This is a genomic window from Novosphingobium sp. ERW19 (assembly GCF_012641315.1).
GTDB lineage: Bacteria > Pseudomonadota > Alphaproteobacteria > Sphingomonadales > Sphingomonadaceae > Novosphingobium.
Genome location: NZ_JABAIC010000009.1, coordinates 76955 through 93441, shown reverse-complemented (window position 1 = coordinate 93441; position 16487 = coordinate 76955). Strand labels below are relative to the sequence as shown.

Sequence of the window (16487 nt, the reverse complement as noted above, 5' to 3'; positions counted from 1 at the left end):
CCGTCAGAACGAGGGGCCGTAGGTCTTCTTGGGCGCGGCGGACTTTGCTTCCTTCGAAGCCTTTTCCAGTTCGCCCAGCACCGGGCTGCCCTTGTCGAGCGCAGCATAATCGCGCGCGGACCGGCCCGAATTGTCCGGGCGATCAGGATTGGCCCCGGCCTTGACCAGCATCCGCACCAGCGCGAGGTCCTTTCGGTGAACGGCGCTGATCAGCGGGGTTTCGCCGGTGTTGTTGGCCTCATCGACGCGCGCGCCCGACTTGATCAGTTCATCCACGCCTTCGAGAAAGCCCATTTCCGAGGCAGCCACCAGCGGCGTGACACCGCGGTTGTCGCGCGCGTTGACGTTGGCTCCCTTGGCGATCAGGAACTGCACCCAGACAAGGTCGCGCCGGGCCACGACAATGTGCAGCGCGGTCTGCCCGGTGGTGTAGTCCTTGGTATTGATGATCTGTGTGCCGGGCTCGTTCAGGGCCTCGGTCACCTTGTCGCCCTCTTTCTTGCGGACGGCATCGAGAAACTTGTAGCTGTCGGAAAACTGGGCCTGCGCCGGAATTGCCGTGGCAGCGGCCAGCAGCATGGCCAGCATGGTAAGCGGCCTGCGCATCTTCGACAGCATTCGATCCTCCTGTTGCGTGCCCCATCAGCCATTTACGGCCTTGCGGACTCGCCTCTTGCAAGGACACGGTTAGCAGAGCATGAACCGGCGCGCCATGGCCCTCACTTTCAGATCGACACTCGCCGCGCTTGCCGCAACCTGCACTTTCGCGCTTGGCGGCTGCAATATGACGCCTGCCGAGCAACCGCCTCTCGCAGGCGCGGCAATCGGCGGCGACTTCACGCTGACCGGCAAGGATGGGCAGGCCGTGAAGTGGAGCGACTTTTCCGGCAAGTATCGCATTGTCTATTTCGGCTACACGTTCTGTCCGGATGTCTGCCCGCTCGACATGCAGAACATCGCGCAGGGCCTGCGCCTGTTCGCGAAGGAGCACCCCGACGCCAAGCCGATCGTGCCGATCTTCATCACCATCGATCCCGAGCGCGATACCGCGTCGGTCGTCGGCAAGTATGCCGCGAACTTCGGCAAGAACGTGGTCGGGCTGACGGGTACACCGGCGCAGATCGCCGACGTCGCGAAGAAGTGGGCGGTGTTCTATCAACGGCGCGACGAGGGCAAGCCCGATGCCTACCTGATGGACCACAGCCGCGCGGCCTATCTGATGGGCCCGGACGGCGCAGCCATCGCATTGCTGCCTGCCGAGCAGGACGGCAAAGCCGTGGCCGCCGAACTCGCCAAGTGGGTGAATTGACGCCGGAATGACGGAGGACCGCTTCTGGGAACGGCCGGTGGGGACACTCAGCCGCGAACAGTGGGAAGCGCTGTGCGACGGTTGCGGCAAGTGCTGCCTGCACAAGCTGGAGGACGAGGACACCGGCGAGGTGGTCCACACCAATGTCGCCTGCAAGCTGCTGGACCTCAGGACTGCGCGGTGCAGCGATTACAAGCACCGCCGCGCCTATGTGCCCGATTGCCTGCGCCTGACGCCGAAGCTGGCGCGCGACCTGCCGTGGCTGCCCGACACCTGCGCCTATCGCCTGAGGGCCGAGAACAGGCCACTGCCCGATTGGCACTATCTGGTGTCGGGCGATCGCGAGGCAGTGCACCGTGCCGGGAAGTCGGTCGTGGGCAAGGCGGTGAGCGAGACGCTGGCCGGACCGATCGAGGATCATGTCGTGCCCCCGGAATACTTCGATGGGTAGGGGCGTGCTCGACTGGCTACGGCGCGCCGACACCAAAGCGAAGTCGCAGACCCCCTCTCGCGGAACTTTGGCCCCGCGCGCGGTATCGCGCCGCACGATCGACGTGGCTGGGCGCGAACTTCCGCTGGTGATCCGCAAGCTTGGCCATGCCCGGCGCATGACGCTGCGGCTTGCGCCCGATGGCAGCGAAGCGCGCATCTCCATCCCCGCGTGGGGCCGCGTCGGCGATGCCGAGGCATTTGCGCGCGACCGGGCCGACTGGCTCGCGGGCCAACTGGCGCGGATGCCGGAACCCCGCACGATCGCGCCCGATGCCGCGCTGCCATGGCGGGGCGAGACCTTGCAGATCGAATGGTCGGAGCGGGCCCCCCGCAAGCCGGTGATCACAGATGGCCGCCTGATCGTCGGCGGGCCGGTCGAGGGGCTGTCTCCACGGCTGCAGCGCTGGCTGGAGGCAGAGGCGCTGGCGCTTTTTGCCGTCGATCTTGCACACTATTGCGCCCTTGCCGGGGAAGTGGTGCCGCGCCTGTCGCTGTCGCGCGCGCAGCGCCGCTGGGGTAGCTGTGCGGCGGACGGATCGATCCGGATGAACTGGCGGCTGATCATGGCGCCCGATTTCGTGCGACGTTCGGTCGTGGCCCACGAGGTGGCGCACATGAAGCATTTCGACCACAGCCCCGCTTTCCACGCTCATCTCGAACAGCTTTTCGAAGGCGAGATCGAGAGCGCGAACCGCTGGCTCAAGCGGCACGGTCGCTCGCTCTATGTGCCGTTTGGCTGAATGCCTGCCGATGGGTAGCGAAAGCCTGCGCCAGCGCCTATCTAGGCCAGCATGAGAGCCTTCTTCCGCAATGTTTCCCCCCGCCGGGCCATCGTCGATTTCTGGCAGGTGTTTACCGCGCCCAGCGACTATCGCCGTGTCGGACTGGTGATGGCGGCGGCGGTGACGGGGACGTTGTTCACCGCGATGGCCATGGAAGGCGGCACGGCGCTGCCCCGCCCGCCCGAGATCATCTACTTCCCGAGCTTCATCGAGGACCGCAGCGACGCCGAGATTCTTGCCGAGAACAAGGCGGCGACGGCCAAGGCCCGGGCAGAGGAAGCCGAGGAAGAGGCGCGGCAGGAGCGTATCCGCCAGATGTACAAGGCGGTCGGCGACGCCACCGGGGTTGAAACCAAGCGTGCCTATGAAGAAGGCAAGGCCGAGCGCGAGGCGTACCGCAAGAAGGTTGAGGCCGCGCGCAAGGAAGTGCTCGACAAGCACCTGGTCGACAATCCGGTCTACGATGCCGAGATGAAGAAGGCGCAGACCGAAAAACCATGAGCAGGCCTGAGGACCTGCGCTGGCTCGATGCTGCGGCGGCACTTGCTGCGCGCGGGCGTCCGCTGAGCAGGCCCAATCCTGCGGTAGGCGCGGTGATCGTGAAGGACGGCAAGGTCGTTGGACGCGGCTGGACGCAGGCGGGCGGTCGCCCTCATGCCGAAGCCGAGGCACTCGCGATGGCGAGCGAGGCGGCTAATGGTGCGACGCTCTACGTGACGCTGGAGCCCTGCGCCCACGCCAGTGCGCGCGGGCCCTCATGCACGTCACTGGTTCTGGAGAGCGGCCTTGCGCGGGCGGTGATCGGCGTTGAGGACCCGGACCCTCGAACGGCGGGGAGTGGCATCGCGGCATTACGAAAAGCCGGGATCGAGGCCGAAATCCTGCCCAGCCCCGCTGCAAGGGATTCGCTGGCCGGATATCTGAGCCGCGCGACACTGGGACGGCCTTACATAACGCTGAAGCTTGCCACATCGCTCGATGGCCGGATCGCGCTTCCCGATGGCAGCAGCAAATGGATCACCGGCCCCGAGGCGCGGGCGCACTGTCATGTCGAGCGGGCGCGGGCCGACGCGATCCTGGTCGGCGGCGGAACCTTTCGCGCCGATGCGCCAAGGCTTGACGTGCGCTTGCCGGGGCTTGAACACCGCAGCCCGCAGCGCATGGTACTGACGCGGGGAACGGTTCCGGAAGGCTGGACGGCGGTAGTAGATATCACCGCACCACAGGCTTTCAGAGATGCCCAGTACCTTTTCGTCGAAGGCGGAGCGCAAGCGGCGGCATCTTTCCTTGCCGCTGACATGGTCGACCGGCTGCTGCTCTATCGCGCACCGATCATCATTGGCGATGGCCTGCCCTGCATCGGGGACATCCGCCTGGGCTCGCTTGCTGACGCGCACGGCCATTGGCGCAATGTGGACCGGCGGACGCTTGGCAGCGATGCGCTCGACGTCTACGAGCGGGTCCGCTGAAGGAGATTTCTTATGTTCACCGGGATCGTCACGGAAATCGGCAACATCCTCGCCATCGAGGACAAGGGCGACCGCCACATCACGATCTCGTGCGCGATGGACCCGGCAAAGATCGCCATCGGTGCCTCGATCGCCTGCTCGGGCGTATGCCTGACCGTGGTGGACAAGGGTGGCGTGGCTGGCGAAGGCTGGTTTGCGGTGGACGTTTCGGGCGAGACCGTCAGCCGCACCGCCTCCGAACAATGGACCGTGGGCGCGCCGCTCAATCTCGAACCGGCGCTGAAACTGGGCGATGAGCTGGGCGGGCACATCGTGACCGGGCACGTCGATGCAGTGGGCGAAGTCGTCGGCATCTGCCCGGAAGGCGCATCGCTGAAGTTCGGCATTTCTGCGCCGCAGGAGCTGGCGCCCTACATCGCGGCCAAGGGGTCGATCACGGTCAACGGCGTGTCTTTGACCGTCAACGAAGTGGCCGATCAACCCGACGGTTCATGCCACTTCGCGCTCAACATCATCCCCCACACCGCGCAGGTCACGACCATGGGCGCGCTGAAGCCGGGATCGAAGGTCAACCTCGAGATCGACGTGCTGGCGCGCTATCTCAAGCGGATGCAGAGCCTGGCGCAGCAGGGTTGAGCAAAATTCAGGCGCAGCCGAGCACAATCTGAAGCAGTTGCTCGGGCTGATCGCCCATGACGTTGTGGGTGGCTTCGGCCTCGTGATACTCCCACGCCGGATCGTCCTGCACTGCATCGGCGAACTTGCCGAAAGGTGACGGACTCCAGCCATTGGCGAAGATGTAGACGTGGCGGGGGATCTTCGCTTCCTCACCGGTGAAGCGCACCGCCTCGACCAACGTCAGCAACGGGTGATCGGACAGGACAGGGCTTTCAAGACCGGGGAGCGGGGAAACCGCACCCGGCTTGCGCTTCTGGCTGCCGATGTAGTGATCGTGCTCCCACTGCCCAGTCAGGTCCCACAGTGACTGGCCATCCTGCGGCAGGAAAGCATCGACGTAGACTATCGCGTCGATCCGCGCACCGAGGCGCGTGGCGACACCGGTGATGACCATGCCGCCCCAGGAATGGCCGACCAGCACGAAGCGATCGAAACCGGCCTTGGCAATCTGGTCGCACACATCATCGATGTGCGTGGTCAGCGTGATGCCGGGGTTGAACTCGGCCTTGCGGCGGCCAAGACCGGTGAGATCGGCAGCGAGGACGCGGTGCCCGGCGGCGGTGAGATCAGCTTTCAACCGATCCCACGCAAAACTGCCGCCCCACGCGCCGTGTACCAGCACGAAGTCGGTCATGGCTCAGGCCCCCGGGCCGATGCCGTGCTTCTTGTTGTAACCGTGAATCCATTCGAGCGTCTTGGTCAGGCCGCCGAACGGGTAGAAGTGCAGGCGCACCTTGCCGTGCTCGGCCCCGAGGCCACGGGCGAAGGCATCGACCAGCTTGTCTGGTCCAGCCGTGCCGAGAAGGTTGGTGACGGAAATCCCGTACTTCTTGAGCACCGAGGTCGACGCACCCACGCCGCAGCGGGCAGCAAAGGCGAGCAGGCGCTTGATCCCGGCGGGGCCGGGCACGCCGATGCGCACCGGGGCATCGATGCCGCGCGCGCGCAATTCCTTGAGCCAGGCGAGGAAGGCATCGGGATCGAAGCCGAACTGGGTGACGATCAGCGGGGCCATGCCGCGCGCGGTGATCTCGGCCACCTTCTTTTCGAGGACCGCCCAGCATTCGGCCTCGGTCATGTTCGGATGCCCTTCCGGGTGCCCGCCAATGCCGATGGCCTTGATGCCGGAGCGTTCGAACGCGCCGGTGGCGATCAGGGCGGAGGTATCGAAATAGGGGCCAACCGGCTCGGGCGGATCGCCTGCGACGATGAAGCAGCGCGTCACGCCGGCCTGTTCGACCACAGCGCGAAGGTAGCCTTCGAAATCGTCCTCGGAGGTGATCCGGCGGGCGGAGAAATGGGGCATCGGCTCGAAGCCGAGCTGGCGAACCGCGACTGTGGCGGCAACGCGGGCGGCAACGTCCTCGCCGGGGAGGAACGTGACGGCAATGGGCGTGTCGGCCGGGATGAGCGGGGCGGCATCGCGCAGCGACGCCTCGTCCTTCGCGGTCATCTCCAGGCTGAAGCCATCAGTGATCCCGTCGGGCGCCTTGTCCCAGTTGGGATGGATAAGCGGTGCTGCCATGTGCGGGATCCTCTCAATGGTTGAGGGCAGTCCGCCCGGTTGCCTTTGCAGCAATCCGGGCGGCGCCAGTCTGCTTGGGCTCAGCGCGCGGTGCGCCAGCCTTCGGCATAGTTTTCGCGAGCGACGCGGCTGTAGGGAACCGGCGAGACGATCGCGCGGACCTCAATCTGCTTGTGCGGCTCGACGGTGGTCTTGCGAGTACCGCCGTTTTCTTCGCCCCACACCACGCGCAGTTCGGTGCCGACCGGGATTTCCGGATCGATCGTGGCGAGGCTGAGCGCCTGCTTCTCGTTGTACGAGTAGCCGGTGAACATCGAGAAGCCGACGGTCTTGCCGCCAGCATCGACGACGCGATCGTAGTTCGACGAGGCATAGTTGGCGAGCGGGGTGTCGAAGAACTTGTACTGTTCGCCATCCGGGTTGAACAGCGAGGCCATGATCTTGGCCATGTCCTCAGGGTTCCAGGCGAGCGTCACCTTCTTGCGCTGCTCGGCGGGGTTCAGGGCTTCCAGTGCCTCGCGGCCATGGAAGTCATGGTCGAACTTGACGAAGTTGCCGTAACCCAGCTCCCACGGGTTGAGGTAGTAGTCCTCGATGTTGTCCGAGACGAACGAACCACCGATCGAACCGGTCGCTTCGTAGCTGTCGGCAGCGAGCCATTCGCGGAAGCCCTTGAGCTTTTCGCCGGTGTAGATGGCGGGCAGCGGCGAGGGGATCCAGCCGGATTCCAGCGTGTTCGACGGGTAGGCGCGGCTGCCGCAAGCGATCAGGCCGAATTCCTTGCCAGCTTCCAGAATGGCGGCGCGGATTTCCTCCTGCTCGGCATAGGGGCCCCAGATTTCAAGGCCCGGTGCGCCCGACATGCCGTGGCGCAGCGTGCGCACTGTCTTGCCGGCGATGTTCATGGTGCTCATGTTGAAGAACTTGAGCTGCTCGAGCGGGCCGCCGTGGAGCTTCTCGATCACGTTCCACGCCTGCGGGCCCTGGATCTGGAAGCGCCATTCCTTGCGGGTGACGGGCTTGCCCATCGGGCGCATCGGCGAACGGTCGTCGAGTTCGATCTCGACATCGTAGCCACCGGTCGCGCCGTGGTAGCGAAGCCAGTTCGAAGCCGGGGCGCGGCCGACGTAGGTGAACGATTCTTCTTCTTCCCAGAAGATGATGCCGTCACCGATGACGTGGCCGTAAGGCGTGGTCGGGACGTACTGCTTGGCCTTGTTGACCGTCCAGCCCTTGGGGCTGTTGATCATGGTGTCGGACAGCAGCTTCAGCGCGTCCTTGCCACGAATGTAGAGGTTCACCATGTGGTGCGACTGGTCGAACAGGACGGCGCTGTGCTGCCATGCCCACTGTTCGCTGCGCCAGTTCGAGAATTCCGGCGCAACGACCGGATAGACATAAGCACCGAGCTGCGAGTTGCGCAGCATCTCGACGACGTTGCCGCCTTGCTGGATTACCTCTTCGAGGTTCTTCGCCATCTTGAACTCTCCCGACTTGTGAAATGGCAGGGTTGAAAAACTTGTATGCAACACATACAATCTCCTTCGAGATTCGCAATGGGAAATGTTGCGCCCTCTGTGCGCCACCCCTAACGCGACAAGGACGGGAGAGATTTTGATGAGCGCATCGCTGATTCTGACGCTGTCTTGCGAAGACAAGCCGGGCATCGTCGCCCGGGTCACGGGCAACCTCTATGAAGCGGGCGGAAACATCCGCGAGGCGCAGCAATTCGATGACTCGCTGAGCGGCAAGTTCTTCATGCGAGTCGTGTTCGATCCGGGCGAGACCGGGATCGATGCGTTCCGCACGGCCTTTGCGCCGGTTGCCGATGACTACGGCATGGAATGGAACATGCGCGACACCGCCGTGAAGCGGAAGGTCGTGCTCATGGTCAGCAAGTTCGACCACTGCCTGGGTGACCTGCTGTACCGCACCCGCATCGGCGAACTGCCGATGGAAGTCGTGGCGATCCTCGGCAACCATCCCAAGGAAGCGCTGTCGATCTCGCTGATCGGCGACGTGCCCTACTACCACCTGCCGATCACCAAGGAGACCAAGCCGCAGCAGGAAGCTGAAGTGAAGCGCATCGTCACCGAGACGGGCGCGGAACTGGTGGTTCTGGCGCGCTACATGCAGATCCTGTCGGATGATCTCACGGCGTTCCTCGCCGGCCGCTGCATCAACATCCACCACTCGTTCCTGCCGAGCTTCAAGGGTGCAAAGCCCTATCACCAAGCGCATGCGCGCGGCGTGAAGATGATCGGCGCGACCGGGCATTACGTTACCGCGGACCTCGACGAAGGCCCGATCATCCACCAGGACGTGGAGACCGTGACCCACGCCGACAGCCCCGAAGACCTTGTGCGCAAGGGCCGCGACGTGGAGCGCCGCGTCCTCGCCGAAGCGGTTCGCCTGCACCTTGAGGATCGCGCACTGGTCAACGGCAACAAGACGGTCGTGTTCAAGAGCTGAGCGGTTTCAATAGTTGAGAAAGGGCGGCGGCGGGGGCACCATGCTCCTGCCGCCGTTTTGCTGCGGGAGAGTACAGATGCACGTCAACGCGCTCGATCACGTCAACATCATCACCGACCGGCTCGACGAGACGGCAGAGTTCTACAAGGCGCTGCTCGGGCTGGAACGGCGGGACGGCCCACCTCCCCTCACCCCGCAGAACGCGCAGTGGATGTACGATGCAGCCGGCAAGGCCATCGTGCACATCAACGCCGTGGACTGCCCGCGCGCCTATGACCGCGAGGTGCAGCCGGGCGCGCTCACCGGCGCGATCCATCACGTTGCGCTCAATTGCTCGGGCTATGACGAAGTGGTGGCGCGCGTGGCCGCGCTGGGACTCGACTGCCAGACCAACGTGGTTGAAGCCATCGGCCTGCGGCAAATCTTCACCGCAGACCCGAACAACGTGCTGCTGGAGTTGAACTTCTTCGCCGATTAGGCGGAGATTGCCGCCTCCAGAGCGTCGGCCAGTTCCTGCGGCTTCGACAGATAGGGGCTGTGATCGGCCTCAAGCGTGACCACGTTCGCGCCAGGCGACATGGCAATCATGCGGCGCTGGCTTTCGATCGGGATCGTGCGGTCGAGCGTGCATTCGACGTAAGTGCGCGGAAGACTGCCCCAGCGCTCCGGTGTCACCGCGATCTTCTCCGAACGCGGCGCGTGGGGTTCGGCCATGAGCCTTGCCATCGCCGCACTGACGAGGTCTGGCGGCGAGACTTGCGCAAAGACGGGTGCGGCATTTGCCGCGTCGATGACGGTCGCGATCCCGCCGTGAACCTTGGAAATGATCGCATCGAAGGCGGGGTTGGGGCCTTCGAGTTCCTTGAATTCGGCGCGGCTCATGCCCGCTGGCAACATCATTGCGCAGATATAGACGATGGCGTCCATGGCAGACGGATCACGCTCCGCTGCGGTCGACACGACAAGGCCGCCGCGCGAGTGTCCGCCAAGGACAACTGGCCCTACACCCTGCGCCTTGAGGTCACGGCAATGCTGCGCAGCAAAATCGCCCCAGCGATCAAGCGTGACGGCGGCCATCTCCTCCGCGGTGCCGCCCATGCCGGGCAGTGTCGGCGCGACCACAGTATGCCCCCGCGCGCGGAGAATTTCCGCGACAGGATCGAAGCACCAGCCACCGTGCCAGGACCCATGGATCAGAACGAAACCAGCCATCAGCGCACATGCCCCGACCAGGTGCGCAGGCCCGGGGCGGTCCGGTCCTCGCTCTTGAGGGCTTCGGCGACAGCGGGACGCGCGGTGACGCGATCGCGCCATTCGCACAGGCGGGGGAAGCGGCTCGCCACTTCCATCTCGGGAAACATACGCTCGACCATCATGCCGCAGTGCGAATAAAAGTTGATGTCGGCAAGAGTGTACGTGTCACCTGCCAACCACTTTGTCTGCCCAAGCTGGGCCTCGACCTTGGCGAGGGCATATTCGATCTTGGCAGTGGCGTTGGCGAGGTCCGCCTCGGAGAAGCCGGAGCGCGCCGTTGCCCACTTCTTGCGCTGATCGGGCAGCGGGATGCTCTCGAGCAGCTTCTCGAACTCGCCATTCTCGATATTGCGCGCGATCACGCCGACCATGCGGTGCCAGCCATGCATCGAGACGAAGTTCATCACGTGCTCGTCGATGAACTTGTTCCAGTAGCGCATCCGCGCCGCGCCCACCGCATCGCGCGGACGCAACGGCGCGTCGGCGGGCTGGGCATCGGGGAAAACGTCCTCGAGGTATTCGTTGATCACCGTGGTGTGGGTGATGATCGTGCCGTCGTGATCGAGCACGGGCACCTGGCCTTCGGGATTGATCGCAGTGAACCACGGCTGGTGCTGCTCGAACTTGTGCAGGTCGACGTAGATGCTCTCGTAAGCGAGGCCCTTCTCCTTGAGCGGCACCATCGACTTCAGCGAATTCGCCAGCGGTTCGGCGTGGTAGTATTTCAGGGCCATCGGCGTCTCCCGGGGGTCAGACTCGCATGGTGCCAAGCATGCCACCGTCGACCGCCCAGCTTTGGGCAGTGACGTGGCTCGCGGCGTCGGAAAGGAGGAAGGCGGCGACCCTGGCCAGTTCCTCGGGCTGGCCAGTGCGGCCTTGCGGCACGGCCTTGGCCATCTGCGAGGCGGCTTCGGGCGGCAGGCCATCGAGCATCGGCGTCTCGATCAGCCCCGGCACGATGCAGTTGCAGCGCACCCCGAACTCGGCGACTTCGTTGGCAACCGCGCGCGACAGGCCAAGGACAGCATGCTTGCTCGCGACATAGCCCGCGTTCATCGGCAAACCGCGCTCGCTGGCGAGGCTGCCGGTGACGAGGATCGCGCCTGTCCCACGCTCCTTCATGGCGGGTAGTACGTGCTGGATCGCCCAGAGCACGCCCTTGAGGTTCACCGCCATCACGGCATCGAACATCTCGTCGGTATATTGCTCGACGGGAGCGAACATGCCGCCGATGCCGGCGTTCAGAAACAGGCCATCGATCGGGCCGTTGGCAGCGGCCGCGTGATCGAGCGCTGCATGAAGCGCGGCCTTGTCGGCAACGTCCGCTGCAGCGAAGGCGGTGCTCCCGCCAAGGTCACGCGCGGCTTGTTCGAGCAGATCGGCGCGGCGGGCGATCAGCGAAACACGCGCGCCGGCCTGTCTGCATACGGTAGCGGTGGCGCGTCCGATGCCTGTGGAGGCGCCGGTGATGACGATGTGCTTGCCCGTAAGGTCGGTCACTCGGACGTCCTTGCGATGAACTCCGCCCAGACGCGGGCTTCCTTGCTGTCATGACCTTCGGGAGACCACTGCCGTTCCATCAGCTTGCGCGCCTCTGTCTCGGGCAGTCCGAGAATCTCGCGGTTGTAGCGGTAGAAGAACGCCGAGACGCGCCAGTTCATGATGCAGTGGACGTGCACCGGCCGGGGACCTTCCTCCACCGCCTTCACGAAGGCGGCGAAGTGCTCCTCGCCCGGCGCGTCGAACGGCACGGGAATGTGGGTATAGGCAATGCCTTGCGCGGCCAGCTTCTCCCCTTCCCCGGCCAAGGCCTCGGGATGGGTCTCCAGCGCGAGGTTGACGACATGCGCGACGCCCAGATCGGCGAGGCGCATGACGTCCTTGTCCTCGATCCGGCCCGACGTGGTCACTTCCGCATCGAGCCTCTGCCAGGCGCGGATGTCGTCAGGATCGGCCATGGCGCAGGCTCAGGCGAGCCCGAGCAGGCGCGCGGCGTTGTCCTTCATGATGCCGGGCATGACCTCTTCCTTGAAGCCGACCTGAAGCGCGGCGTCGATCCACTTCTGCGGGTGGATCAGCGGGAAGTCCGAACCGAACAGCATCTTCTTCTTGAGCTGCGTGTTGGCGTACTGGATGATCTGCGGGGCAAAGTACTTCGGGCTCCAGCCGGACAGGTCGATGAACACGTTGTCCTTGTGCAACGCCATCGACAGGCTTTCATCCACCCACGGCCACGATGGGTGGGCCAGGATGATCTTCATGTCGGGGAAATCGACCGCGACATCATCGACCAGCATCGGCTGGCCATATTTCAGGCGCATGCCGCCACCGCCGCGCATGCCGGTGCCCATGCCGGAGTGGCCGGTGTGGAAGATTGCGGGCAGGCCGTATTCAGCGATGACTTCGTAGATCGGATAGCCGACGCGATCGGCGGGGTGGCAGTTCTGGGCAATGCCGTGGAACTTGAAGCCCTTTACCCCATAGTTCTCGATCAGGTCACGTGCTTCGCGCGCGCCGAACTTGCCCTTGTGCGGATCGATCGAGGCAAAGGCGATGCAGATGTCGTCGTTCTTGGCCGCCATCTCGGCGACTTCGTAGTTCGACACGCGCTTGGCCCCCATGCCGCATTCGGCATCGACCGTGAACATGCAGAACGCAATCTGCTGCTCACGGTAGATCTCGACGATCTCGGGCATCTTGGGGCGTTCGCGCGGAGCCTTGAAGTAGGCTGAAGCCGCGTCGAAGAACTGGCCCATGACCGGATCTTCCGGATCGTGGCACGAGACCTCGGCATGGACGTGGACGTCAATCGCCTTGATCTTCGACAGGTCGATAGGCACCGTTCTATTCCTTCATTTGTGCAAGGTCGAGACGACCCTGCCGCGATACGACAGGGCCGACTTCGACATTCAGGCGCGGATCAGACCAGCGCGTCCTTCTTGACCGTGATCACCTGGCTATAGGTGAACTCCTTAAGGCCCTCGATGCCGTATTCCGCACCGAAGCCGGACTGCTTGTGGCCACCGAAAGGCGCGAAAGGCGAGAGGTGGAGGAACTCGTTGATCCACACCGTGCCGGTCTCAAGCTGCTCGGCGATCTTCACGCCACGCTCTGTGTCCTTGGTCCAGACAGCGCCAGCAAGGCCATATTCCGAATTGTTGGCGCGAGCGATCACTTCGTCGTCGCTCGAGAACTTCATCAGCGGCATGACCGGGCCGAACTGCTCTTCCGCCACGATGCGGGCGTCTTCGGGCGGATTGTCGAGGATCGTGATCGGCACATAGTAGCCCGAACCCGAGGGATCGACGTCGCCACCAACGAGGAACTTGTAGCCGTTGTCCTTGGCGTCCTGGATCAATTCACAGACGCGTTCGAACTGCTTCTTGTTCTGGATCGGGCCGACGCCAGTGCCCTGTTCCGAACCGTCACCGACCTTTACGGTCTTGGCGTATTCGGCGATCGCCTTGGACAGGTCGTCGTAGATGTCCTCGTGAATGTAGACGCGCTTTGCAGCGACGCAGATCTGGCCGGCGTTGGTGAAGCTCGACCAGAACAGCTGCTCGGCCACCTTCTCGACGTCGGCGTCGGGCAGGACGATCGAGGCATCGTTGCCGCCCAGTTCCAGCGTGATGCGCTTGAGATCCTTCGAGGCGCCTTCCATGATGCGCTTGCCGGTTGCAGTCGAGCCAGTGAAGGTGATCTTGTCGATGTCCGGATGCGAGGTCATCATCGGGCCGAGCGCGTCTTCCCCGGTGATGATGTTGACGACGCCCGCCGGCACGATGTCCTTGATCAGCTCGGCAAACTTGAGCGTGGTCAGCGGCGTGAACGGCGAAGGCTTGAGCACGATGGTGCAGCCGGTGAGGATCGCGGGCGCGATCTTCTGCACGGCCATCAGCAGCGGGAAGTTCCACGGCACGATCCCGGCGACCACTCCGACCGGCACGCGGCGGGTGCGGCTGAGACGTTCGGCGCTGTCCTCGTTGATCGTCTCTTCGAGGGTCAGCGTCGACTGGGCGTTCATGATCCCGGCGCAGGCGCCGATCTCGTGCTGGGCCTGGTGGTGCGGCTTGCCCTGCTCGCTGGTCAGCAGGCGATACAGTTCATCGAAGTTGGCTTCGATTGCCGAGGCCATGTTGCGGATGACGGCACGGCGGTCGTCGACCGGGGTCTTGGACCAGGTCTTGAAGGCGGCGCGCGCGGCTGCAACGGCGCGATCCAGTTCTTCAGCGCCGCAAGCCGGGACCTGGCCGATGACCTGCTCGTTGGCCGGGTTGACCACATCGAGCGACGATGCGGTGGTGACCAGCTCGCCATTGATCAGGTTGGGATAAAGATGCGTCATGAATCTCTCCACTCGTTATGATTGCTATTGTTCATAGCATTCTTGTCAGCGCGCTTCCAGAGCCTTGTCCTCATTGGCGCGCTTGATCAGGTACTGGCGAATGTTGTCCGCATCCTCGGGCTTCAGGGCCGACTTGAACGACACCATGCCGTTGTGCTGCAGCGCGCCGTCGATCACTACCGACCGGATGGCTTCAGGAGCGTTGAGCGCGGCGGAATGGCGCAGGTCCGGATTCACGCCGCCGGCAACCGCCGCATCGCCATGGCAGACGTTGCAGTAACGGCCATAGAGCTCGCCACCAGCCTTGACCTGTTCAGGCGTGCCGGTGAAGGGCGGCGGGTCGAGCACCATCTTGGCCATTGGCGGAGCGGCAGGCAGCGCAGCCTTGCCGCCGAGCTTGAACACGATGAGGCGGCTGATGTTGCGCTGCTTCTTGGCCTTGTGCGCAAGGACGCCGGTGGCGACGTCCCAGACGCCTCCCCATCCGACCATGACCGCGACGTACTGTTCGCCGTCAATCGCATACGTCATCGGTGCGGCAATGATCCCGCTCTGGGCTGGGAACGACCAGAGCTGCTTGCCCTTGTCCGCGCTGTAGGCGACGAAATCACCGCCCGCGGTCCCCTGGAACACGAGATTGCCGGCGGTCGAAAGAATGCCACCGTTCGACGGGCTTGGCAGTTCGACCTTCCACGCGGCCTTCTTCGCGACCGGGTCCCACGCCACCAGCGTACCGGTAGTCGCGCTCATCGCGGCGGAGCGAGCCTTGGCATCGGCCGGCATTGCGGTGACGTACCCGTCGAGGCCAGTCTGGAAGCCGATATCGGTCGCCTTCCAGTCCTTGGCAGCGGCGTAGGGGAACGCCGCGTTGTTTACCGGCAAGTAGAGCAGGCCCGTCTTCGGGCTGAAGCTCTGCGGCTGCCACGAGTGCGCGCCGACCGCGCCGGGCAGGCTAACGAATGGCGCGCCCTTTTCGTAACGGGCGGAGGGGTTGACCGTGGCCTTGCCGGTGTTCGGATCAATGCCGGTCGCCCAGTTGACCGCAACGAAAGGCGTTGCTGAGATGAACTGGCCGGTCTTGGCATCGAGCACGTAGACATGGCCGTTCTTGGGGGCATGCAGCACGACATGACGCTGCTGGCCACCGATGTTCAGGTCTGCCAGCGTGATTTGTTGGGCGCTGTCGAAGTCCCAGCGGTCTTCCGGTGTTTCCTGGAAATGCCAGGCATATTCGCCCGTATCGGCATTCACCGCGACAATCGATGAGGTATAGAGGCTGTCGCCCTCGCGGCCCGAGGCAGCGGGGTTCCACGGCTCTGCGTTGCCGGTGCCAAACAGCACGAGATTGGTGGTGGGATCATAGGTGATCGCATCCCACACGGTGCCGCCACCGCCGAGCTTCCACCATTCGCCAGCCCAGGTCTTGGCGGCGTTCTCCATGGCCTTGTTCTCGAAGCCATCGGCGGGGTTGCCGGGGACGGTGTGGAACTTCCACACTTCGTTGCCGGAGTTCACGTCATAGGCCGCGATATAGCCGCGCGCCTTGTATTCCGAACCGCCGCTGCCAATCAGCACCTTGCCCTTCATCACGCGCGGTGCGCCGGTGATGGTGTAGTCCTGCTGATTGGGCACGACGACCTTCGACCACACCGGCTTGCCGGTCTTCTGGTCGAGAGCGACGAGGCGACCGTCAAGCGTACCGACAAAGACCTTGTCGCCATAGAGCGCAACACCGCGATTGACCGCATCGCAGCAGGCCCTGACCAGCGTTTCGCGCGGCACTTCCGGGTCGTAGGACCACTTGAGCGCGCCGGTCTTGGCATCGAACGCCTTCACCATCGACCACGCGGTCGAGATGTAGAGCGTGCCGTCGTGCATCAGCGGGGTGGCTTCCTGCCCCCGTGCGGTCTCCAGATCATGGAACCACGCAAGGCCGAGCTGGCCGACGTTGGTATCGTTGACCTGGGTCAGCGGGGAGAAGCGCTGCTCGCCGTAATCGCGCCCGTAGCTCAGCCATTCGCCTTCGGGCACTTGCGCGATCATCGCATCGGTGACGCCTGCGGTAGCGACGGCGACCTTGTCGCCATCGCTCTTGATGTTGCACGCCGCCAGCGGCAGCAGTGCGGCCATCAGGCCCAGGACCTTCAAACGCATATCCAGC

Annotated in this window: 19 protein-coding genes; 8 read left to right on the top strand and 11 right to left on the bottom strand. The window is 64.2% G+C overall.

Features of this window, described 5'->3' with window-relative positions; translation table 11 throughout:
- Positions 1–3: 3 nt before the first annotated feature.
- Positions 4–618, bottom strand: coding sequence for an ankyrin repeat domain-containing protein (locus tag HGI46_RS16765; protein WP_118073114.1), 615 nt, complete (start codon positions 616–618; stop codon positions 4–6).
- Between the two features lie 79 nt (positions 619–697).
- On the opposite strand from HGI46_RS16765, the gene HGI46_RS16760 reads away from it, so the two are divergent.
- The 6 genes from HGI46_RS16760 to HGI46_RS16735 are packed head-to-tail and all read left to right on the top strand — an operon-like array spanning position 698 to position 4688.
- Entirely contained in the window at positions 698–1309 is a 612-nt protein-coding gene (locus HGI46_RS16760; protein ID WP_168905161.1) for an SCO family protein, read from the top strand.
- A gap of 7 nt (positions 1310–1316) precedes the next feature.
- Complete coding sequence (locus HGI46_RS16755; protein WP_168905160.1) at positions 1317–1760, top strand: YcgN family cysteine cluster protein; 444 nt, start codon at positions 1317–1319, stop codon at positions 1758–1760.
- A complete protein-coding gene (locus HGI46_RS16750) occupies positions 1753–2541 on the top strand; it encodes a SprT family zinc-dependent metalloprotease (protein WP_168905159.1) in 789 nt (262 codons plus the stop codon). Before HGI46_RS16755 ends, HGI46_RS16750 begins: the two co-directional genes overlap by 8 nt.
- Before the next feature lie 51 nt (positions 2542–2592).
- Positions 2593–3084 carry a hypothetical protein gene (locus HGI46_RS16745; RefSeq protein ID WP_168905158.1) on the top strand — a complete coding sequence of 164 codons (492 nt, stop codon included), beginning with the start codon at positions 2593–2595 and terminating at the stop codon, positions 3082–3084.
- Positions 3081–4052: a bifunctional diaminohydroxyphosphoribosylaminopyrimidine deaminase/5-amino-6-(5-phosphoribosylamino)uracil reductase RibD gene (gene ribD, locus HGI46_RS16740; RefSeq protein ID WP_168905157.1), complete on the top strand. Its 972-nt coding sequence runs from the start codon at positions 3081–3083 to the stop codon at positions 4050–4052. The genes HGI46_RS16745 and ribD overlap by 4 nt, the downstream gene beginning before the upstream one ends.
- Positions 4053–4064: 12 nt before the next feature.
- The gene (locus HGI46_RS16735) at positions 4065–4688 is read left to right on the top strand and encodes a riboflavin synthase (protein ID WP_118073110.1); all 624 of its coding nucleotides are present in this window, start codon (positions 4065–4067) and stop codon (positions 4686–4688) included.
- A 7-nt stretch (positions 4689–4695) separates the two neighbouring features.
- Here HGI46_RS16735 and HGI46_RS16730 read toward each other — a convergent pair whose 3' ends face one another.
- The 3 genes from HGI46_RS16730 to HGI46_RS16720 all read right to left on the bottom strand — a co-directional run bounded on the left by HGI46_RS16730 (position 4696) and on the right by HGI46_RS16720 (position 7733).
- Entirely contained in the window at positions 4696–5364 is a 669-nt protein-coding gene (locus HGI46_RS16730) for an alpha/beta hydrolase (protein ID WP_168905156.1), read from the bottom strand.
- Between the two features lie 3 nt (positions 5365–5367).
- A complete protein-coding gene (locus HGI46_RS16725) occupies positions 5368–6255 on the bottom strand; it encodes a methylenetetrahydrofolate reductase (protein WP_118073108.1) in 888 nt (295 codons plus the stop codon).
- A gap of 80 nt (positions 6256–6335) precedes the next feature.
- Complete coding sequence (locus HGI46_RS16720; protein WP_118073107.1) at positions 6336–7733, bottom strand: aminomethyltransferase family protein; 1398 nt, start codon at positions 7731–7733, stop codon at positions 6336–6338.
- A gap of 139 nt (positions 7734–7872) precedes the next feature.
- On the opposite strand from HGI46_RS16720, the gene purU reads away from it, so the two are divergent.
- Both purU and HGI46_RS16710 read left to right on the top strand, forming a co-directional pair.
- A complete protein-coding gene (purU, locus tag HGI46_RS16715; RefSeq protein ID WP_118073106.1) occupies positions 7873–8727 on the top strand; it encodes a formyltetrahydrofolate deformylase in 855 nt (284 codons plus the stop codon).
- A gap of 76 nt (positions 8728–8803) precedes the next feature.
- Positions 8804–9205 (top strand): VOC family protein, encoded by a 402-nt coding sequence (locus tag HGI46_RS16710; RefSeq protein WP_168905155.1) that lies wholly within the window; start codon positions 8804–8806, stop codon positions 9203–9205.
- Here HGI46_RS16710 and HGI46_RS16705 read toward each other — a convergent pair.
- The 7 genes from HGI46_RS16705 to HGI46_RS16675 form a co-directional block, all read right to left on the bottom strand.
- Positions 9202–9939 (bottom strand): alpha/beta fold hydrolase, encoded by a 738-nt coding sequence (locus tag HGI46_RS16705; RefSeq protein ID WP_168905154.1) that lies wholly within the window; start codon positions 9937–9939, stop codon positions 9202–9204. The two genes, HGI46_RS16710 and HGI46_RS16705, sit on opposite strands and share 4 nt — an antisense overlap.
- Positions 9939–10715: a glutathione S-transferase family protein gene (locus tag HGI46_RS16700; protein ID WP_168905153.1), complete on the bottom strand. Its 777-nt coding sequence runs from the start codon at positions 10713–10715 to the stop codon at positions 9939–9941. Before HGI46_RS16700 ends, HGI46_RS16705 begins: the two co-directional genes overlap by 1 nt.
- 16 nt (positions 10716–10731) lie before the next feature.
- Complete coding sequence (locus HGI46_RS16695; protein ID WP_118073101.1) at positions 10732–11481, bottom strand: SDR family NAD(P)-dependent oxidoreductase; 750 nt, start codon at positions 11479–11481, stop codon at positions 10732–10734.
- Complete coding sequence (locus HGI46_RS16690) at positions 11478–11939, bottom strand: sulfur transferase domain-containing protein (RefSeq protein ID WP_168905152.1); 462 nt, start codon at positions 11937–11939, stop codon at positions 11478–11480. Before HGI46_RS16690 ends, HGI46_RS16695 begins: the two co-directional genes overlap by 4 nt.
- 9 nt (positions 11940–11948) lie before the next feature.
- On the bottom strand, positions 11949–12821 hold the full coding sequence (locus HGI46_RS16685) for an amidohydrolase family protein (protein ID WP_118073099.1): 873 nt from the start codon (positions 12819–12821) through the stop codon (positions 11949–11951).
- Positions 12822–12901: 80 nt separating this feature from the next.
- A complete protein-coding gene (locus HGI46_RS16680; RefSeq protein WP_118073098.1) occupies positions 12902–14326 on the bottom strand; it encodes an aldehyde dehydrogenase family protein in 1425 nt (474 codons plus the stop codon).
- 45 nt (positions 14327–14371) lie between these two features.
- Positions 14372–16480, bottom strand: coding sequence for a PQQ-dependent dehydrogenase, methanol/ethanol family (locus tag HGI46_RS16675; RefSeq protein ID WP_168905151.1), 2109 nt, complete (start codon positions 16478–16480; stop codon positions 14372–14374).
- Positions 16481–16487: the final 7 nt, after the last annotated feature.